A 19,839-nucleotide genomic window follows, 5' to 3' on the forward strand; every position below is an offset into this window, starting at 1 on the left:
GAAAACCCGAACCAACACATCAACTCACCCGCCCCCCAGCGACTGCCACAGCGTAATCCGGTTCGCCAGATCCGTTTCCTGCAGCGCAATCAGCGTCTGCTGCGCTGACCACAGCGTACGCTGCGCCGTCAGCGCGGTCAGGTAATCCCCGATGCCCGCCTGATATCGCTTCATCGCCACGTCCAGCGTCTGCTGTTCCGCCGCCACGTATTGCTTCTGCGCATCAAGCTGCTCGCTCAGCGTCTGGCGACGCGCCAGCGCATCCGCCACGTCTTTAAACGCGCTCTGAATCGTTTTCTCGTAGGTGGCAATCAGCCCCTTTTTCTCCGCCTCGGCGTAGCGAAGCTGCGCCAGATTGCTGCCACCGGTAAACAGCGGCAGTGAAATAGACGGCGCAAATGACCAGACGCTCATACCGTGGCTAAACAATGAAGATAGCGCATCGCTACCTACACCGGCGCTGGCGGTGAGTGAAATGGTCGGGAAGAAGTTGGCGCGCGCCGCGCCGATATTGGCGTTGGCGCTCTTCAGATTGTGCTCCGCTTCCTGAATATCCGGGCGCGTTAGCAGCACGGACGACGAGACGCCCGCCGGGACCAGCGAGATGGTGTTGGCGGCCAGGCTCTCCAGCGTACCCGGGAGCAAGGAATCCGGTACGGTGGTGCCGGCCAGCAGGTTAATGGCGTTTTTATCCTGCATCACCAGCGTTTGATAGCTGGCGACGCTGGCGCGAGCCTGCTGGTAGACGCTCATCGCCTCGCTCACGTCGGTGGCCGCCGCGGTGCCAATCTGCTGCTGGCGCTGGACGATTTTTAGCGAATCCGCCGCGCTCGCCATGGTCTGCTGCGCCAGCGCTAGATTGCTGTTATCTGCTGCCAGCGTCACCCACGCGGTGGTGAGCTCGGAAATCATCGTCAGACGGGTGTTCTGCGCGGTGAATTCGCTGGCAAGCCAGGTTTCACGGGCCGCGCGGGACAGGCTCTGATTACGGCCAAACAGATCCAGCTCGAAGCTGGAAACCGCGCCGTCGGCCTGCGCGGTGGTGCTCACGCCGCTGGCCAGCGTGCGGCTGCGGGTGTTGCTCAGTTCGGCGTTGACGGTCGGCATCAGCGATGCGCGGGTTTCGCCGTATTGCGCGCGAGCGGCGTCAATATCGGCAATCGCTTTTTGCACATCGCGGTTGCTGTTGAGCGCCTGGCTCACCAGCTTTTGCAGGCGCACATCGTTCACCACCTGCTGCCAGTTACCGACAACCGCGGTGGCTTCACCGTGGCTGCCCGGCAGGCTCGCTGGAATCGGCGCGTCCGGGCGCTGATAGTTGGGGTCCATCGACACGCAGCCGACGCTCAGGAACGCAATAAATAACACTGATAAACGAAACATGGCTTACTCCTGACGACCGCGTTTGCCGGCGAACAGACGTTTCACCAGCACAAAGAACAGAGGAACAAAGAAAATCGCCAGCAGGGTCGCCGTCAGCGTACCGCCGATAATCCCGGTACCGATGGCGATACGGCTATTCGCGCCTGCACCGGTCGCCACCGCCAGCGGCATGACCCCGGCGATAAACGCTAGTGAGGTCATGATGATTGGTCGCAAACGAGTCTGTGCTGCCCGCAGCGCTGAGCGGCTGAGCGAGTAGCCCTGAGCCACGGATGCTTCGGCAAATTCAACGATCAGGATGGCGTTTTTCGACGACAGCCCAATAGTGGTGAGCAATGCGACCTGGAAGTAAACATCGTTGCTCAGATCGCGCATCCAGGCTGCCAGCGCGGCCCCCAACAGGCCGAGTGGAATCACCAGAATTACGGAAATCGGTACTGACCAGCTTTCATACAGCGCTGCCAGACACAGGAACACCACCAGAATCGAGATGGCATACAGGCTCATCGCCTGACCGCTGGCCAGTTTTTCCTGCAATGACAGGCCGCTCCAGGCCCAGGTGGAACCGGCAGGTAGGCTGTTAGCGAGGTTCTCCATGGTCGTCATCGCGGTACCGGAGCTCGCGCCGGTCGCATTTTCGCCCTGGATTTCATAGGCCGCAGCGCCGTTGTAACGCACCAGGCTTTCCGGACCGTATTCCCAACGGGTCGTGGCAAAGGCGGAGAATGGCGTCATGCTGTCATCGCTACCGCGTACGAACCATTTTCCGAGATCGGACGGTGCCGAGCGTGAATCGCTATCGCCCTGGATATAGACTTTTTTCACGCGTCCGCGGTCGATAAAGTCGTTCACGTAAGTGCCGCCCCAGGCGCTGGAAAGCGTTGAGGTGACGTCGCTTAACGACAGCCCCAGAGACACCGCTTTGTTGTTATCAATGTCCACCTGTAGCTGCGGCGTTTGCGGCATATCGTTGGCGCGCACGGCGTGCAGGGTGGCATCCTGATTGGCTTTACCAATCAGCTGGTCGCGCATTTTCAGCAGTTCGGCACGATCGGTACCGCCGCTGGCCATCAGTTCAAAGGTAAAGCCGTTGCTTTGTCCAAGGCCATCCACCGACGGTGGCGTCATCGCAAATAGTGTGGCATCGCGAATCGCGCCCAGCTCTTTGGTGGCGCGCAGGGCAATGGCCTGGGCGGTATTTTCCGCGCCTTTACGCTCGGACCAGTTTTTCAGTGAGACGAAGGCCATGCCGGCGTTCTGCCCGCTACCGCTAAAGCTGAAGCCGTTGACGGTGAAGATAACGTCGGTATTGGCTTTCTCATTGTTGAGGAACCAGTCGGTTACCTGCTTACTGACCTCGGCGGTACGAGAATTGGTAGCCCCGGCTGGCAAGGTGTACTGCACCATGATCTCGCCCTGGTCTTCCACCGGCAGGAAGCTGCCCGGCAGTTTCCACATCGCCAGCGCCATGCCGCCGCAGATGGCTAAATAGACCACCATGACCAGCCCGGAGCGGCTAAGGGTATTGAGCACCCGGTGCTTGTATTTACGCTCAGTAGAGCCATAAAAGCGGTTAAATGCGCCGAAAAAGCCTTTTTTGTGCGGTGGCGTATGTTGCAGGATTGAGCCGCACAGTGCGGGCGTCAGCGTCAACGCCACCACTACGGAGAGCATCATTGCCGAGATAATGGTGACCGAGAACTGACGGTAAATCACCCCGGTGGAGCCGCCAAAGAAGGCCATCGGCAGGAACACCGCGGACAGCACCAACGCAATGGCGACCAGCGCCCCGGAGATTTCGCCCATCGACTTTTCGGTCGCTTCACGAGCGGGTAACCCTTCATCGCGCATAATGCGCTCGACGTTTTCGACCACCACGATGGCGTCATCGACCAGTAGCCCTATCGCCAGCACCATGGCGAACAGCGTCAGGGTATTGATCGAATAACCGAACAGCGCCAACACCCCAAACGTGCCGAGCAGCACCACCGGCACCGCCAGCGCAGGGATCAGCGTAGCGCGGATGTTTTGCAGGAACAGATACATCACGCAGACCACGAGGAAGATGGCTTCAAACAGCGTTTTCACCACATCTTCGACGGAGATCTTAATAAATTCAGTGCTGTCTTTCGGATAAGCGACGTCATAGCCCTGCGGCATATTGCGCTTATATTCGTTGATTTTATCTTTCACCAGCGTGGCGGTGCTCAGCGCGTTCGCCCCGGGTGCCAGCATCACTGCCATCCCGGCGGCCGGGTGGCCGTTCAGTTTGGCGACGGCGGTGTAGTCTTCGCTGCCCATCTCAACGCGAGCCACGTCGCCGATGCGCACCACCGCACCGTTGGACTGGCTTTTAATGATGATGTCTTTGAACTGGTCAACGGTCTGCAAGCGCGATTGGGCGCGTACGGTGGCGGTGAGCTGCTGGGTGTCTGGCGACGGCAGAGCACCGATTTTACCGGCGGAAACCTGCACGTTCTGCGCCTCAATGGCGCTCTGCACGTCGGACGGCATCAGTGAGTAGGAGGCCAGCTTCGCCGGGTCCATCCAGATGCGCATCGCGTATTCCGCACCGAACACTTGCAGGCTGCCGACGCCCTCGAGACGGGCCATCGGGTCCTGCATGTTACTGACCAGCCAGTCGGCGATGTCGGAGCTGCTGGCCTTATCGGTTTTGTCGTAAACCCCCATGATCAGCAAGAAGTTGCTCTGGGATTTAACCACCGTCACGCCAGATTGCTGTACTTCGCTTGGCAGACGGGATTCGGCCTGCTGCACTTTATTCTGCACCTGAACCTGCGCGGTATCCGGGTCGGTACCTTGCTCAAAGGTGACGTTGATGCTTACGGAACCGTCGGAGCTGCTGGTGGAGGTAAAGTAGAGCAGGTTATCCAATCCGGTCAGCTGTTGTTCAATGACCTGGGTGACGCTGTTTTCCAGCGTTTGCGCCGACGCGCCGGTATAGGTGGCGGAGATTTTAATCGACGGCGGCGCGACGTCCGGGTATTGCGCGACCGGCAACGTTTTGATGGCCAGCATCCCGGCCAGCATAATCAGGATGGCGATAACCCAGGCGAAGACCGGGCGACGCACGAAGAAACGGGCAAACATCAGGCGTTTCCTCCGTTAGCTTTCACTTCAACCGGTTTCACCTGCTGGCCGACGGTGACTTTTGCCGTACCTTCGACAATAAGTTTATCGCCCGCTTTCAGGCCGTTGAGTACCAGCCATTTGTCACCGTAGGTTTCGCCGGTTTCCAGCTCACGCTGCTCGACTTTGTTGTCGGCGGAGACCACCAGTGCGGTCGCGATCCCTTTAGCATCGCGGGTAATACCCTGCTGCGGCGCCAGGATGGCATCGCTCATGATGCCCTCATCGACTTTCGCTCGCACGAACATGCCCGGCAGCAGTTGGTGGTTCGGGTTAGGGAACACGGCGCGCAGGGTAACTGAGCCGGTGGACTCGTCTACCGCCACTTCGGTGAGCGCCAGGCGACCTTTTTCGCTGTAGGTGCTGCCATCTTCCAGGGTTAACGTCACGCCGAGCGTGTCGCTGTTGGTCGCCAGCGACTGTTTACGCAGACGCAGCAGGTCAACGCTGGAACGGGTGAGGTCAACGTAGATGGTGTCGAGGCCGCGAATGGTGGCCAGCGCGGTGGTCTGCTCGGCGGTGACCAGCGCCCCCGGCGTGACTGAGGAGATGCCGATACGCCCTGTAATCGGTGCGGTGACGGTGGTCCAGTTGAGGTTAATGCGTGCGCTTTCCAACGCCGCTTTTTTCGACTCAACGCTGGCCTTGTCCTGTGCACAGGTTGACTGTGCGTCGTCGGCATCCTGCCGCGATACGCCGTTATCTTTCACTAACAGCGCGTAACGCTGCGCTTTCTGGCAGTCGGCGACGACCAGCGCCTGCGCCTGTTTCAGCGCGGCGGCGGCTTCGTTATAGGTGGCGCGGAAGCTGGACGGGTCAATCTGGTACAGCGCCTGGCCCGCTTTGACGTTATCGCCTTCATTAAAAAGCCGTTTCTGGATGATGCCGGAGACCTGTGGACGAACTTCAGCGCTCAGTGAGGCGGTGGTGCGCCCGGTCAGGTCACTGACTACGGAAACGGGTTGGCTTTTTAATGTGACGATGCCCACTTCCTGAGCGGGACGCTCTGGAGAGGCGGTAGGCGCATTATCGCATCCGCTCAGGAGAAATAATGCCGCGATGGTGGTTGTTATGTATTTCATATTTTTCTCAGGGTGAACGACACCCTCCTCGCCGAATAAGGGTGAGGATTTCAGGTGTAAGAAAGCCTGCATCTCCGGAGGGCCGGAAACGACAAAAGGGGGATGAAAATATCCCCTGGTATCTAAATGGAATTAATTACTTTGCGGATACGAGCATATTAATAATTTCCTGATAGATTTTTTCCATCTCGTCAGATGCCACCTGTTGGGGGATCTGACGACGATAAATTGTGCCTTCAACCATCACCGCCATCACTTCTACGCAGCAGCGGATTCGGCTTTCACTCAGCTCCGGATAGGTTTTACGCAGATGTTCGCAGGCGTTGTTAAACATGCGTTCATCGGCGGCTTTCAGCCAGGCGGCGACCTGCGGATTACGGGTGGCTTCGGCGGACATCTCCAGCATCAGCGCATCGTCGTCTTCGCTCAGCGTCTCTCGCCATGCCAGCATGTGCGGCATCAGATGGGTCTGGGTTTTGCCCTCCATCTCGGCGATGCGGTGGTCGATAATCCGGCGGATCATCTCTTCGATAATGGCGTCTTTGTTACTGAAATAACGGTAGATTTGCCCGACGCTGAGCTTCGCCTCGGCGGCAATCTGCGACATGCTGGCGGCATGAAAACCACTGTTGCGAAAGCAGCGGCGGGCAGCGGCGATGATATCGTCCTGGCGGGCTTTTTGCCTGGCTTCCAGCTTGCTGGTCATGCATGTCTCCGTGAAGGTTGATGATGAGAACGATCGTTCTCATTTTCGTCCATTATACGTAGCGAGCGTCCGATGAAAAGCATTTTCTGATACTGTTTTTTTCTTTTTTTATTTGTGCAAAAAAGAATGGAGAAAAAAAGAATTTTTTGTGAAATTAACCCATCGGCCAATAAAAATAAGGAATAAATATGCCTTTTGTTATTAAAGAAATTATTACGCAGGAAGATAAAGACGAATTACTGACTGGACTTCGCGCCTATAACCGCCAGTTTGTGGATGCCTCAGACTGGTGCGATGTCTGCGTTTACCTGCGCGATGAGCAGGACGTAATGCGCGGCGGCCTGATTGGTCAGCGCAAAGGCGATTGGCTCAGTATCGACTATTTGTGGGTGTGTGAAACGGTGCGTGGCGACGGAGTCGGTAGCGAGCTTATTAAGCGCGCGGAGGCGCTGGCTCGGGAGAAAGGCTGCCGCCATGCGCTGGTGGATACCATCAGCTTCCAGGCGCTGCCGTTTTATCAAAAGCAGGGATTTGAACTGGTGAAAACGCTGGAGGATTTCCCGCTGGCGGGGATGGCGCGGCATTACCTGACCAAGGCGTTATAAGGGTTGCCGAATGACGCTGCGCTTATCCGGCCTACAGAACCACGTAGGCTGGGTAAGGCGTAGTCGCCATCCGGCACTGTTCTACGCGTGCCGGGTTTTCAGCGGCGCTTCTTTCAGCCACCACGACAGCAGGAACGCCACCACCATAATGCAGGCTGCCATAATAAACGCCGCGTGAATGGCTGAGCCAAAGGCGGTGAGATAGTCGGTGCGAATGGCCTCTGGAAGCTGGTGAATCGCCACCGGGTTCATTCCCGGTGGAATAGCCGCCCCTTCCGGTAACAGGCTGGTCAGCCGTGATTGCAGCACCGAGGTAAACACCGCGCCAAACAGCGCCACGCCGATGGAACCGCCAATGGAGCGGAACAGCGTCACCCCGGACGTCGCCACGCCGTAAAGGTTCGCCGCCACGGTGTTTTGCACCGCCAGCACCAGCACCTGCATCACCATTCCAAGCCCCATCCCCAGTACGCCGGTAAACAGATACAGCTGCCAGGTTGGCGAGGTAATGGTAATGCGCGTCAGCAGCACCATCCCAACAAAGCCCATCAGCGTCCCGACGATCGGGTAGATGCGGTATTTCCCGGTGCGGCTAATGGCGCGGCCGCTGATAATCGACGTCAGCAGCAGCCCACCCATCAGCGGAATCAGCTGTAGCCCGGCTTCCGTCGGCGTGGCGTTTTTCACCACCTGCAGATACAGCGGCAGGAAGGTTACTGAGCCGAACAGCGACATGCCGATGATAAAGCCAATCAGGCTACACAGCAGGAAGCTGCGGTTGCGGAACAGCGACAGCGGAATAATCGGCTCAAACGCCAGCCGCTCTTCATAGATAAACCCGGCAATGCCCACCAGACCAAAGGCCAGAATGCACCACAGCTGTGGGTCGCTCCACTCGCGCACCGTGCCGCCTTCGGTGGTAAAGAGGATGATGCACACCAGCGCCATGGTCAGATAAATTGCCCCCAGCCAGTCAATCTGATGCTGGCTACGCTTGTTGCTGGAGTGGAACACTGCGCCAATAACAAACAGCGCGAACAGCCCCAGCGGCAGGTTGATGTAGAAGATCCAGCGCCAGGAAGCGTGCTGCACGATAAAGCCGCCGATGAGCGGGCCGATCACCGTCGCCAGGCCAAACACGCCGCCGAATAGCCCCTGATAGCGCCCGCGTTCAGCAGGCGGGATCACGTCGGCCACCGCTGCCATACTGATAACCATCAAGCCACCGCCGCCGAGCCCCTGAAGGGCGCGCATCAGCACCAACTGCGTCATGTTCTGCGCCAGCCCGCATAGCGCTGAGCCCGCGAGAAACAGCAGAATCGAGATTTGCAGTACCCGCTTGCGGCCAAACAGATCGCCGAACTTACCGTACAGCGGCACCACGATGGTGGAGGTGAGGATATAGGCCGTCACCACCCAGGAAAGCTTGTCGAGGCCGCCCAGCTCGCCGACAATGGTCGGCAGCGCGGTGGAGACTATCGTCTGGTCGAGCGCGGAGAGCAGCATCACCAGCAGGAGTGCGCTGAACAGCAGACGGACTGAAGTGACACCCGCCTGTTGGGGCGGCTGTGCGTTCGTCGTCATTTCGGATGCCATCATGTTCTCACTTGAAATTAATTAAATGCATAATTAATATTTATTGAAGATCATTCAGAGGTCAAGAGATCCCGTTTCTATGCCAGCACAAAAAGACAATCTCAAACCGCGTAAGCCCGGTCGCCCGCGCGGCAGCAAGCCCGATGCGGCCAAGCGCGAACAGCTGATAGACATTGCGCTGCGGCTCTTCTCCCAGCAGGGAATTGCGCGCACGTCGCTGAATGCTATCGCCCGTGAAGCCGGGGTGACGCCAGCAATGCTGCACTACTACTTTAATTCGCGTGAGCAACTGCTCGACGTGATGATTGAAGAGCGTTTTCTGCCGCTGCGCGCCCAGATAAGCGGCGTGTTTGGCGACCATCCCGACGAGCCGGTAAAGGCGCTGACGGCGATGGTTAAGACGTTGTCGGCGATTGCCGCCGAGCATGAATGGTTTGCCCCGCTGTGGATGCAGGAAGTGATTGGCGAAATGCCGGTGCTGCGTCAGCATATGCACGCCCGCTTTGGCGACGACAAATATCACGCCACGTTGGCGATGGTGAAACGCTGGCAGGCCGAGGGGAAAATCAACCCGCACCTGAGCGCGGAGCTACTGTTCACTACGCTGTTAAGTCTGGTGCTGGTGCCGTTTTCCCGCATGCGTAACGACGAGCGGCTGGCGATGCTGACGCCGGAGGTCATCACCCATAACGTATTGGCGATGATCCAGCAGGGGATTGGCCCGGTGAGCGGCGCTTGAATGCCGTTTTGCTTCAGCCATCGACACGGCGAAAGACACTTCTTTACAGCACTGATTAAGCGGGCTCGCTAAGATACGCCTCGTACTATGACGAGGTCATGATGAGCAAATTTTTCCAGCGTCGCCGCGTATACCGCTGGCTGCGCGAAATAATAGTGCTGCTGCTGTTGGCCGCGGTGCTGATGTGGGGCGTTGACCGCTTCCGCAGCCCGACGCTGCCCGACACCTTCTCTGGCACGACCATGCAGACGATAGACGGCCAGCAGCTGGATTTCGCCGCGATGAGCGAAACGCGCCCGCTGCTGGTTTACGTCTGGGCAACGTGGTGCAGCATATGCCGCTTTACCTCGCCGTCGGTTGAAAAGCTGAAGGAGCAGGGCGGCAACGTGGTGAGCATTGCCCTGCGTTCCGGCGATGATGCGCGGCTGGCGACGTGGATGCAGAAAAAACAGCTGACCATGCCGGTGGTGAACGACGCGCGCGGTGAGCTGGCTCAGCGCTGGCAGGTGAGCGTCACTCCGACGTTGGTGGTTATCGACAAAGGCAAACCGGTTAGCGCCACGACCGGCTGGACGAGCTACTGGGGCATGAAAATGCGCTTGTGGTGGGCGGGCCTATAACCGTTCAACTATTGCGATATTGCTAATAGTCTATTGCGATTTATACCATTTATGTAATTAGTCTGCGGTCGTATCCTTCTTCGCATCACGTTACCGAGCGTAACGTCCCATACCGAACAGGATACGACCATGAAAACCCTTACCACGATTTTTGCTGCTTCCCTTCTCTGCGTTGCTGCTTTTAGCGCCTCCGCGCAAAGCGTCACGGCGACCGCCACCACGCTGGACTCCGCTGAAGCGGTTATTGCGCAGAAAGCCAAAGAGATGAACGCCTCCGACTACAAAATCACCAGCGCACGCATGGGCAACACCGTGACTATGAGCGCTGAACTGTACAAATAAGCGGAGGAAAACAGCATGTTATTCAATAAATACGCTCTGAACGACCTGCCGCTGGCTAACCGTATCGTGATGCCGCCGATGACCCGCTCCCGCGCCGGCGCTGGTGACGTCGCCACTGATATGATGGCCGACTACTACGCACAGCGCGCCAGCGCCGGGCTTATCATCAGCGAAGGCACGCAAATCAGCCAGCAGGGTCAGGGCTATGCCTGGACGCCGGGTATGTACTCTGAAGCACAGATTGAAGGCTGGAAAAAAGTGACCTCCGCGGTGCATCAGGCAGGCGGCAAAATCTTCGCCCAACTGTGGCACGTGGGTCGTGTTTCACACAACGTCCTGCAGCCGAACGGCGCGCAGCCGGTCTCCTCTTCCGCGATCCAGGCCGAAGGTGTGAAGGTGTTTGTTGACGTAGAAGGGCGCGGCCCGGAAAACGGCGTCGGCGCGATGCTCCAGCATGATATGCCGCGCGCCCTGCGTACCGATGAGATCCCGGCTATCGTTAACGACTATGCCCAGGCGGCGCGCAACGCCATTGCCGCTGGTTTTGACGGCATTGAGCTGCACGGGGCGAACGGCTACCTGATTAATCAGTTTATTGATTCGCAGGCCAACCTGCGCGACGACGAATACGGCGGCTCGCTGCAAAACCGTCTGCGCTTTATGAAAGAGGTGGTGGCGGCGGTGTCTGAGGCGATTGGTAAAGAGCGCGTGGGGATTCGCCTCGCACCGTTGACTACGCTGATGGGCTCCCGCGACGATACGCCGGAAGCGACCTATCTGGCAGCGGCCAGCGTGCTGAGCGAGATGGGTATTGCCTATATTCATATCGCTGAAGCTGATTGGGACGATGCGCCGGTGATGCCAGCGGCGTTTAAAGAAGCGCTGCGGATTATCTTCCACGGCACGCTGATTTACTCCGGTAAGTACACCAAAGCCCGTGCCGAAGAGGCGCTGGCAAAAGGGTGGGCGGATTTGATTGGCTTTGGTCGCCCGTTTATTGCTAACCCGGACCTGCCTTATCGTCTGGAGCATGATTTACCGCTGAATGCGCCGGTGAAGGAGCAGTTCTTTGGCGGTGGGAAAGCGGGGTATCTGGATTATCCGACGGCTGAGTGATGGGTGCTGACCCCCTCACCCTAACCCTCGCCCCTTTGGGAAGAGGGCCGGGGTGAGGGGTAATTCCCTTAAGCTACATCGTAAATACGCACGTCTGGTGCGCTGTTCAGATACGGCTTCAGCGCTTCGACCACGTCCTGGGTGAACAGGTCGCTGCTGAGGTAGGCCTGCGCCTGTTCGCGGGTTTTAAAGCCGTGCAATACCTGCACGTCTTCCTCGCGGATCAACAGCTCTTTGGCGGTTGCCCCGGCGATGGTGTTGAGGAACGGTGCCTTGTACTGCTGATAAACGCCTGCAGCAGCGGGACGGTTTGCGGGGCTGATATCGAGGGTGATTTGTAACCAGGCCATGATGTTCTCCTGTATTCATAGTGGCAGTTGGGTTGCCTGAATTATCAGAAGTCATGGCCGACGCCACAAATCAGATCTTCTTGCGATACAGGATAGTTTTTCTACGCGGCACCGCTTTCCGTTGCGATATCTGCAATCAACCAGTCGTGGAAAATACGCACTTCCGGGCGCATGACCGCATGCTGTGGCGTGACCAGATAATAGGACCAGGTGAGCGGCCAGCGGTGATCGGGGTGCAGTTGCGTCAACTGTTCGGTGCTAATCAACGCTTTCACCAGCGCATGGCGCACAATCGCCACGCCGCGCCCGCTTAAGGCGGCGAGGATCACCGCTGAGGTGGAGTTGATATGCAGCCCGCTCTCTTTTGCCGCTGGCGCGTTTAGCGTGCTGAGCACCTCGTCCCAGCCGGGGAAATTAGCGCCGGGGTGCGGGGTATCGTCGTGAATCAGCTTTTGCTGCGAGAGCCAGACGCCGCAGGCGGTTTTCTCCGGCGGCACCAGCCGCGGGCTACAGACCAGCACCGCCTCTTCGTCCATCAGCCAGGTTTTATCCACACCCGGCCAGTCACCCTGACCGCAGCGAATGCCGACGTCGGCCTCGCCGTGGGAGACATCCATCAGCTTTTCGGTAACGTTCAGGCGCAGGTCGATAGCCTCATGCGCTTCAGAGAAGCGGTTCAGGCGCTCCATCAGCCAGTTCATCATCAGCACCTGCGAGGCGGTGACCACCACCACCGAACGCGCCCGGCGGCCGCGCAGCTTGTTAAGCCCGGACTCGAGCTTATCCAGCCCCTGGGTGATGTCCTGCAAGGCTTCCTGCGCTTCACTCACCAGCGTCAGCCGCTCTTTACCGGTGCGCGCGCGGTGCAGCAGCGGGTGCCCGACCCAATCTTCCAGCGCCCTGACTAATTGCCCAACGGCGGCGGGTGTCACGCCCAGTTCCTGCGCCGCGCCGGTAAAGCTGCCGTGGCGGGCGGTGGCTTCAAAGGCGTGCAGCCATTTGAGGCGGTTTAGCGAACGCATACGAATTCCTCACGGGAGATAATGGGTTTCAGTATACGTTATCGATAAAGATTTTCTTTAGTAGTTCACATTGATGGTGACGGTATCGGCATAGGTGTCCGGGCGATAATTGGCGCTAGGGGCTACGGCGTAAACCGTCTGGTTGACGGCTAATCCGGTGCCTGTACCCGCTACCGTATTGGTAGAAATAATATTGCCCCATGCCGTGCCGCTAACGCCTGCCGTCGAGTTAAGCTGATAAGGCACCTGATCGGTATTGGTGGCGGGAACCGCGGTACTTTTCATCATACCGCTGCCGGTGGTGCTGCCGTTGGACGGCGAAAGGCCAATGGTATACGGCGTAGAGTTGGTGCAGGCCATGGTGAAAAAGTTATTACCGGTAATATTGGTCTGCGAGCTGGGAACCGAGCCGAGGTTGATGTTATTGACGGCATTGATATTGCACTGTTTGTTGACGGCGGCGGTCACCAGGAATGGGAAGGTCTGTAAGTTGGTTGTGCTACAGGTTCCCGGCGGTGCCAGCAACGCGCCGTTGATGGTGACGTATGCTGTCGCACCGGTATAGGTGTCGGTATAGTTACCCGGCGCGACGGTATTTTGCCCGCTAGGGACGGTGCCATAGACAGTCAAACTGCCGCTGACCGTGGTGAGATCCAGCAGGTTGATACCGACCGTGGGGAAGGTGCCTCCGCCAGCTGTCTGATTTCCCCAGACCTGGCTATTCCCACTGCTATCCTTGTAGTAAAGCTGATAGTTCAGTGTACCACCGCCGGTGGTGGTCATTTTGCGGGTGGCGATCGTATTGCCGCCAGGTGCACCGAGGTTAAAGCACAGCGTATATCCACCCAGCAAATCCCCGACGACTTTTGAACAGCTGTAGTTAAAAGTCATCGAGGCCTGGGCATCGTTGGTGGATAACGGGTTTACTGAGCTAAACGCCACGTTCGAGACGGCGCTGATTGAGCAGTTCACCGCATGGCTTTTCATGGGAAAACAGAAAACCCCAATGAGTAAAATCAACACGCGTAGCCACATAGCGTCAGCTCCTGTTCAGTGAAAGCGTTTATTGGCACGTTAACGGGCCAATCTGCGGGATATCCCGTGGTTTTTGCGGGTAGTCGAACTGGGCAGAACAGCCGCCTGAGCGGGTGCTCACCCTCAGCGTGTTGTGCATTTTCAGCGTATCGAAGTAGACCATACCGTCGAAACCGACCACCGCACGTTGCCCGGATGCGCCGTTAAGCACGGCGGTTGAGCCCTCGGGAATGTCCTCCCCTTTGCTATCTTTCAGGATAATCAATGCGGAGCGTACCGGCCTGACGGTGAAATTCACCATCGTCCCGGAACGGTCGGCAGGGGTTGCCACGGCGTTAACGGGGTAGATCTGCATATTCGCAGGCAGGTTTAACGGGTTAATGCTGATTTGGTTTTTCTGATAGCTGTTAAGCGGCGTAACGAGCAGCAGCCCCTGGCTATCGCTGGTGCCAATCGGGTTGTTCTGCAACTCAATGGGCACGCCCGGCACGCCGTCAGTCGAGACCACCGCGAAACCGTTGTTGATGAGGCGCGAAGCAAACACGCCGCCGCCCATCAGCACCAGCGAACCGTCAGCGCCCGCATAGGCTGTCTGGCTGTCAGCGATATGGCTATAGCCGCTGTACACTTTGCCGTAGCGCCCCAGATAGCCGAGTTCGCCTTGCCCATTTTGCTGTGAATCCTGTTGGTTGAGCGCCAGATTCCAGCCCCAGCCGCCGTCCGTAGGCTGTGTCTTGCTGGCGTTGAGCATGTAGCTCATCTGATCGTTGCTGCGCTGCACGGTGCTGCTGGCGCTAATGTTGTTATCAAACGAGACGCTGACCATCAGATACAGGCTGCGGTCGCGGCTTTTATCCACGTTCTGATTGAGCCCAGCGTTGAGATAGACGTTATCCGTCACGGATTTATACCAGTTGGCATTGGTATAGCGTTGCGTGCTTTCACCGGGATAACGAAACTGCAGGTAGCCCACGCTAAAGCTGCCGAGTGCATCCGTGGTGTAGCCCACAATGGTGCTCTGATTCAGCGAAGGCGGCGCCTGGCCGTAACGGGTGGCAACGTCGTGATAGTCGTTGACGGTGGCCGTGGTGGCGGTGCTGAAACTAAAGCGGCTGTTGCTCCAGCGGTAGCCCAGGGCGTAGAGGAGGCCGTTTTTCCCCGAGTCTGCGCTCATCGCCAGCGAGGTAGAGATGATGCCGCTGCTAGCGCCGGGTATCCAGTCGCTGCTCAAACCGCCGTTTGCCAGGCTGTCGGTGGCTTCGGCGTGTCCGCCGAGGGTAAAGCTATTGCTGAAACCGTGCCGCCAGGTACCGCTAAAGGCGGGATTGCTGGAGTAATCGAAGGAGGAGTAGCCGTAGTTGTTACGCACCACGCCAACTTCCGCTGACCACTGGGTAATGCCTTTGCGCAGTAAAGACTGGTCGGTATAGAACGAGAAATTCTGCACCGTTGTTTTGCCTAAGGCATCGGTCATCGTGACCTGGCCGGTGCCCGCGCCGTTAATGTTCGGCAGGGTATTAATTTCAAAATTCCCCGCCGGAACTTCGCCGTTGTAGTACTTCACGCCGTTCATATACAGTTCAACGCTTGAAGGCAGGGTAGCGGAGCCAAAAAACGACGGCAGCGGCGTGGTGGGTGTGTAGGGCTGAAGACTATAGTCCGTACCGAGCTGTATCCCGGCGATGCGGGTCGGGCGTGACCAGTTCAGCGCGCTGGTAAAGGTATCCCCGACGGTGACGGAGAACACCCGTTCCGGGAAAGAGGAACGCCAGCTGGTGTCCAGGCGCGTCATCCCGTTTCCCTGATCGTAATCGTCATGGCTGCTGCTGTAGCGGGCTATCTGCGTGGAGCTCAGCACGCCCGCGCTGCTGAAGGCGCGAAGCTCGGTGTACGCGTTGGCGTTGTTCTGTTGGTTTTTTTCCTGCGAGGCGTAGAGATCGTAATTGAGCAGCAAACCGCGCGACGTGCTGACCTTCGGGTTAGCATCATCCCGGTCGCTAATCTCCGTGGTGCCCATATCCAGCATCGGCAGTGGGGCGGTGAGGGTCAGCGTTTGCAGATTGGTATCGTAGTCCAGCTGCAACTGGGCGATATCATTCAGACAGACCGGGTCCGGCGTGCCGGAGGCTACCCGCAGCCCAATCTGGCGCAGGCTGTCGGCGCTGGCGTACAGCCGGTTGTTGTCATAGCCGAACCGGGCGATGCCGATGTGGGTTTGGTTCAGCGTAACGTCGAGATAAAGATCGACCCCGACCAGCGGTTTACCATCGGTAATCACCCCATCCTGCGGCGGTTTGTCGCTTTTCATTTCCGCAGACATACCCCTTGTTAAAAATAACACATTGAAAATTAAAATAATTAAAAGCCAGGTTGGCCTGCTATAGCGGTTGCAGCGATTTTTTACCATTGACCGTGACTTCAAGCTTCCCTCCCCGTCCTGCGTCACCGGCGCTGGCAGGAATAATCCAGCGCATCGTCGAGCCGGGAAGCACGTAACCTAATAACCCCGGGGTAATCTCTTTTCGGCTACCTGACGCGGAGAAAATGCTGACCGCTGAAATCTGCGCGTGCCCGTCTCCCTGATTGCTGACTTGCAAGAACGCTTTCCCGTCTTCGCGATGGATCTGCCATTGCAGTTTGGCGAAGGCATCAGCCACGCCCGGAGGCTGGATAAAGACGGGAATGGAGTAGTGCAGCACAAACTGCAGGGCATTTTTTTTCGGCACTGACGGCGGCAGCTCGTTAATGGAGAGCCGATAGGCATCTTCGGTGGCCGGCGGCGGCCCGGTGCGGATCACGCGGATAAGCTGTCGCCCGCCGGGCGCTAAGGTCAGCATCGGTGGGCTTATCACCAGCCCCTGCGACGCGGCGAGCTTGTCGCCATAGTCGCTCTGGCTCCAGTGAAACACCCGCACCTGAGCGTTGATAGGGTTGCTGCCGGTGTTGCTCAGCCATATGCCCTCCGCCCGCTGGTCTTGTTGCAGCGTCAGGTTGACGGGCGTGACCTGCAGGCCGTCTGCTATCGCCAGTCGGCTGACGAAGACCATCCCCAAAATAAAGGCAAGCGCACTCTTTTTCCCATTCATGTGCCGTCCCTGAACTAGTAGTTAACGCTGATGGTGACCGTATCGGTATAGGTATCGGGTTTGAAGTTGGCGTTAGGGGCCACGGCATATACCGTGATGCTCTGCGCCAGGCCGCTACCGGTTCCCCCAACCCCGTTACCGGCGCTGCTGGAGGTGGCGGTGTTACCCCACGGTTTGGTGCCGGCGGAGTCCTGGTTGAGCTGATACGGGACTTTATCCGTGTTGCCCGTCGTGCCCGCCATAAAGCCGTTACCGGTGGTACCACCGCCGTTAGCAGAAGATGGCGTCAGACCCACAAAGTAAGGCGTGGTTCTGGAACAGGTGACGGCCATACTGGTCGAGCCGTTAGCCGTTGTGGCATTGGACGCCACCGACCCCATATTTAGCGCCGCAGGTTGCGCGACACTACAGCTGCTTGTAATAACGAGCTGTACCTGAAAGGTATTTGTTGCCACTGCCGCGTTTGCTGCGGGAATAACGGCGGATACCAGGCAGAAAAAAATGAACTTGAAAGACGTGTTCATAGTATTGACCTCTACATAGGTGTTACTTTTCCCTAGTAAAACAATGACGTATGAAGCTTAAATCCCTTATATAAAAGTAGAGTAGGTAGTTATATTCCGCCAATTTACCTTAAGACTTTTTTATTAAAAATAGATCCCCCATCACCTTATTGGGTGAGAAAATAAAGATATTTAATATATGATATATTTAATGGTTAAGTGATTATTTGAAATGGAATAATTGTTGTCGAGCGTAGGCGGGAAATAATCGCGTGTTTTATTCTTTATAAAAGAATATGTAGCATTAATTAAATACACTGACTCGTTCTGGCGCTGCGTTTTCGGATCATTCCCTAAAAATAGTAGGGCTCGTGCGCTTTTTTGCCGGGTGGCGCGATGTTTGCCCGGCCTACAACTGCACCGCCCCGTAGGCCCGATAAGCGCAGCGCCATGGGGCGGTGAACCAGTGCCCTGTACAGGCAGTTGTTTGCTAAACTCTGCCGTTGTAAATGGAAGCGCCTTGCATATGAACCTGTAAGCCAAGCTTACAAGTTCATTTTCCATCAATGCGTTGCCGACACCGCCGCTTCAACCCCTTTCAGCTTCAGCTGCGTCTCCTTCAACTCCGCCAGCAGCTTCTGCTCCTGTTCGCCATAGGTCATAAGGACTATGCAGCCTTCCATCACTTTTGCGCTAACCTGTTGCCCGGTTTCGACCCGGCCTCGCACAGCCATTTCCCGGAAAGGGTGAGACTAGGCGCGTTTTTGTTTGCACCCTGCGGACGATATCTCACAATCAATATGTGTTGAGTATTTTTCATGTGTAATGAGAGGGTTTTTATTTTGGTAAATGATTAGCTTCATAATTGGAGATATTGCTCTGCAATACATTTTCCATTCTCGCAAAAAGCAATGATGGAATAATTAGCATCAATATAAACAACATATAACCAATGGCTATAGCATTTTTTGCTTTGGTCTCATCTTGATATCCCCGTTATTAATGTTTCTATAAACTAATAAAATGGAGTTTTGCATATGGCTATTCCTGCATATTTATGGCTTAAAGATGATGGTGGTGCTGATATTAAAGGTGCTGTTGATGTTCAAGATCGAGAGGGCAGTATAGAGATAATGGGTTTCGGTCATGGTTTGCATCTACCGACCGATAGCAACACGGGAAAAATTACCGGTACACGTGTTCATACGCCTCTCGTTTTTGAGAAGGAGTTCGACAGTTCGAGCCCGTATCTATACAAGGCAGTAGCCAAAGGGCAGACGCTCAAAAGTGCAGAATTTAAGTGGTACAAAATTAACGACGCTGGACAAGAAGTCGAATACTTCAACATGTTACTTGAAGGTGTGAAAGTCGTTTCAGTTTGCCCGCTTATGCATGACGTAAAAGACCCAGTGATGGAAAAACATAATCATCTTGAAAGTGTGGCGCTGCGTTACGAAAAAATAACCTGGAAACATTGTGATGGGAATATCATCTTTTCAGATGCATGGAACGACCGATGATCCGCTGTACGTTTCACCTTAATAACGCACAGCTTTCAACGCTGAGCTGTCCTGGCATTGGTTTTTTTCCTGCTTATTCTGGTAACGCTGGAAAATATAGAAATAACCCCGAGGAATCCAGTACTGCGGAAAGGGGACCACTTCCACCCGGTAGATATTTTATCGTGACGCGCCAGAAAGGTGGGCTTAGATCCCGATGGCATGACCTTATAAAGGAACTGGAGAGTGGGTCAAACCGTGATTTATGGTTTGCACTTTATCGCGAAGATGGTGTGATCGATGATATGACATTCATTGATAATGTTCAGCGCGGCTCCTTTAGGCTACATCCTGCCGGGCAATCAGGTATAAGTAATGGATGTATAACGTTACCCAACCATTCACATTATAGAGTTTTACTTGGCGCTTTGCTCCGAACGGGGTCTATTATGATCACTCCACAATTAAAAGCATTTGGTACGGTACAGGTATATTAATGAACCCCAAAAAGCATGTATGTATTTGGTTAGTTGAAACGCTGATGCTTTTCGGTATTTATAGCATCCTGTGTTTCTTTATGCCGGATGTATGGCTGTATCATTTCTACACCAGAAATTTTGGATTTGTAACTGAACTGGAGTGGAGCGATAACTATACTTTGGTATTGTTTATAGCTTCATTTTTTTTGAATATAATATGTATTTATTTATTCACAAATAGAAAATCAAAAGCATGTAAGAAATTACATAACCATCCATGACTTTTTGTCGGTTTTACCATTGAACCTGTAAGTCTGACTTACAGGTTCATCTTTACCCTCAATGCGCCGCCGATACCGCCGCTTCAATCCCTTTCAGCTTCAGTTGCGTTTCCTTCAACTCCGACAGCAGCTTCTGCTCCTGTTCACCATAGGCCATAAGGACTATGCACCCATCCATCACTTTTACGCTAACCTGTTGCCCGGTTTCGAACCCGGCCTCGCGCAGCCACTTCCCGGAAAGGGTG

20 protein-coding genes are annotated in these 19,839 nt (G+C 56.0%); 7 read left to right on the forward strand and 13 right to left on the reverse strand.

Features of this window, described 5'->3' with window-relative positions; all coding sequences use genetic code 11:
* Nucleotides 1–24 precede the first annotated feature (24 nt).
* The 4 genes from GKAS_RS16850 to GKAS_RS16865 all read right to left on the reverse strand — a co-directional run bounded on the left by GKAS_RS16850 (nucleotide 25) and on the right by GKAS_RS16865 (nucleotide 6,321).
* Nucleotides 25–1,383 carry an efflux transporter outer membrane subunit gene (locus GKAS_RS16850; protein WP_035895963.1) on the reverse strand — a complete coding sequence of 453 codons (1,359 nt, stop codon included), beginning with the start codon at nucleotides 1,381–1,383 and terminating at the stop codon, nucleotides 25–27.
* 3 nt (nucleotides 1,384–1,386) lie between these two features.
* A complete protein-coding gene (locus GKAS_RS16855) occupies nucleotides 1,387–4,494 on the reverse strand; it encodes an efflux RND transporter permease subunit (protein WP_035895964.1) in 3,108 nt (1,035 codons plus the stop codon).
* Nucleotides 4,494–5,615, reverse strand: a complete 1,122-nt coding sequence (locus GKAS_RS16860) for an efflux RND transporter periplasmic adaptor subunit (protein WP_035895996.1) — start codon at nucleotides 5,613–5,615, stop codon at nucleotides 4,494–4,496. Before GKAS_RS16860 ends, GKAS_RS16855 begins: the two co-directional genes overlap by 1 nt.
* Before the next feature lie 136 nt (nucleotides 5,616–5,751).
* Nucleotides 5,752–6,321 (reverse strand): TetR/AcrR family transcriptional regulator, encoded by a 570-nt coding sequence (locus GKAS_RS16865; RefSeq protein WP_035895966.1) that lies wholly within the window; start codon nucleotides 6,319–6,321, stop codon nucleotides 5,752–5,754.
* Nucleotides 6,322–6,509: 188 nt separating this feature from the next.
* Between GKAS_RS16865 and GKAS_RS16870 the strand changes: the two genes are divergently transcribed.
* Nucleotides 6,510–6,926 carry a GNAT family N-acetyltransferase gene (locus GKAS_RS16870; RefSeq protein WP_035895968.1) on the forward strand — a complete coding sequence of 139 codons (417 nt, stop codon included), beginning with the start codon at nucleotides 6,510–6,512 and terminating at the stop codon, nucleotides 6,924–6,926.
* Nucleotides 6,927–7,007: 81 nt separating this feature from the next.
* On the opposite strand, the gene GKAS_RS16875 is transcribed toward GKAS_RS16870, so the two are convergent.
* Nucleotides 7,008–8,510: an MDR family MFS transporter gene (locus tag GKAS_RS16875; protein WP_115074399.1), complete on the reverse strand. Its 1,503-nt coding sequence runs from the start codon at nucleotides 8,508–8,510 to the stop codon at nucleotides 7,008–7,010.
* A gap of 91 nt (nucleotides 8,511–8,601) precedes the next feature.
* Between GKAS_RS16875 and GKAS_RS16880 the strand changes: the two genes are divergently transcribed.
* From GKAS_RS16880 to GKAS_RS16895, 4 genes are all read left to right on the forward strand, one after another.
* Nucleotides 8,602–9,261: a TetR/AcrR family transcriptional regulator gene (locus GKAS_RS16880; RefSeq protein ID WP_035895972.1), complete on the forward strand. Its 660-nt coding sequence runs from the start codon at nucleotides 8,602–8,604 to the stop codon at nucleotides 9,259–9,261.
* A 98-nt stretch (nucleotides 9,262–9,359) separates the two neighbouring features.
* Nucleotides 9,360–9,881 (forward strand): protein disulfide oxidoreductase, encoded by a 522-nt coding sequence (locus tag GKAS_RS16885; protein WP_035895974.1) that lies wholly within the window; start codon nucleotides 9,360–9,362, stop codon nucleotides 9,879–9,881.
* A gap of 129 nt (nucleotides 9,882–10,010) precedes the next feature.
* Nucleotides 10,011–10,223 (forward strand): YdgH/BhsA/McbA family protein, encoded by a 213-nt coding sequence (locus tag GKAS_RS16890; protein ID WP_035895976.1) that lies wholly within the window; start codon nucleotides 10,011–10,013, stop codon nucleotides 10,221–10,223.
* A 15-nt stretch (nucleotides 10,224–10,238) separates the two neighbouring features.
* The gene (locus GKAS_RS16895; protein ID WP_035895978.1) at nucleotides 10,239–11,339 is read left to right on the forward strand and encodes an alkene reductase; all 1,101 of its coding nucleotides are present in this window, start codon (nucleotides 10,239–10,241) and stop codon (nucleotides 11,337–11,339) included.
* A gap of 68 nt (nucleotides 11,340–11,407) precedes the next feature.
* Here GKAS_RS16895 and GKAS_RS16900 read toward each other — a convergent pair whose 3' ends face one another.
* From GKAS_RS16900 to GKAS_RS25585, 7 genes are all read right to left on the reverse strand, one after another.
* Complete coding sequence (locus tag GKAS_RS16900) at nucleotides 11,408–11,689, reverse strand: hypothetical protein (protein ID WP_035895980.1); 282 nt, start codon at nucleotides 11,687–11,689, stop codon at nucleotides 11,408–11,410.
* A gap of 101 nt (nucleotides 11,690–11,790) precedes the next feature.
* Complete coding sequence (locus GKAS_RS16905) at nucleotides 11,791–12,711, reverse strand: LysR substrate-binding domain-containing protein (protein ID WP_035895983.1); 921 nt, start codon at nucleotides 12,709–12,711, stop codon at nucleotides 11,791–11,793.
* A 57-nt stretch (nucleotides 12,712–12,768) separates the two neighbouring features.
* Nucleotides 12,769–13,746 (reverse strand): Csu type fimbrial protein, encoded by a 978-nt coding sequence (locus tag GKAS_RS16910; RefSeq protein WP_035895985.1) that lies wholly within the window; start codon nucleotides 13,744–13,746, stop codon nucleotides 12,769–12,771.
* Between the two features lie 28 nt (nucleotides 13,747–13,774).
* Nucleotides 13,775–16,054, reverse strand: coding sequence for a fimbria/pilus outer membrane usher protein (locus GKAS_RS16915; RefSeq protein ID WP_246870745.1), 2,280 nt, complete (start codon nucleotides 16,052–16,054; stop codon nucleotides 13,775–13,777).
* Nucleotides 16,055–16,124: 70 nt separating this feature from the next.
* Nucleotides 16,125–16,832 (reverse strand): fimbrial biogenesis chaperone, encoded by a 708-nt coding sequence (locus GKAS_RS16920; protein ID WP_051910785.1) that lies wholly within the window; start codon nucleotides 16,830–16,832, stop codon nucleotides 16,125–16,127.
* A gap of 14 nt (nucleotides 16,833–16,846) precedes the next feature.
* The gene (locus GKAS_RS16925) at nucleotides 16,847–17,356 is read right to left on the reverse strand and encodes a Csu type fimbrial protein (protein ID WP_035895990.1); all 510 of its coding nucleotides are present in this window, start codon (nucleotides 17,354–17,356) and stop codon (nucleotides 16,847–16,849) included.
* 542 nt (nucleotides 17,357–17,898) lie between these two features.
* On the reverse strand, nucleotides 17,899–18,063 hold the full coding sequence (locus tag GKAS_RS25585; protein WP_373995145.1) for a hypothetical protein: 165 nt from the start codon (nucleotides 18,061–18,063) through the stop codon (nucleotides 17,899–17,901).
* 309 nt (nucleotides 18,064–18,372) lie between these two features.
* Here GKAS_RS25585 and GKAS_RS16930 point away from each other — a divergent pair, with 309 nt between their 5' ends.
* Both GKAS_RS16930 and GKAS_RS24065 read left to right on the forward strand, forming a co-directional pair.
* Nucleotides 18,373–18,855, forward strand: a complete 483-nt coding sequence (locus GKAS_RS16930) for an Hcp family type VI secretion system effector (RefSeq protein WP_035895992.1) — start codon at nucleotides 18,373–18,375, stop codon at nucleotides 18,853–18,855.
* Nucleotides 18,852–19,331 carry a DUF2778 domain-containing protein gene (locus tag GKAS_RS24065; protein WP_072011421.1) on the forward strand — a complete coding sequence of 160 codons (480 nt, stop codon included), beginning with the start codon at nucleotides 18,852–18,854 and terminating at the stop codon, nucleotides 19,329–19,331. The genes GKAS_RS16930 and GKAS_RS24065 overlap by 4 nt, the downstream gene beginning before the upstream one ends.
* Before the next feature lie 321 nt (nucleotides 19,332–19,652).
* Here GKAS_RS24065 and GKAS_RS16935 read toward each other — a convergent pair.
* Nucleotides 19,653–19,839: SymE family type I addiction module toxin (locus GKAS_RS16935; RefSeq protein WP_035895994.1), on the reverse strand; the 187-nt coding region annotated here is incomplete at its 5' end.

Origin of the sequence: Kluyvera ascorbata ATCC 33433 (assembly GCF_000735365.1) — a bacterium.
Classification (GTDB): domain Bacteria; phylum Pseudomonadota; class Gammaproteobacteria; order Enterobacterales; family Enterobacteriaceae; genus Kluyvera; species Kluyvera ascorbata.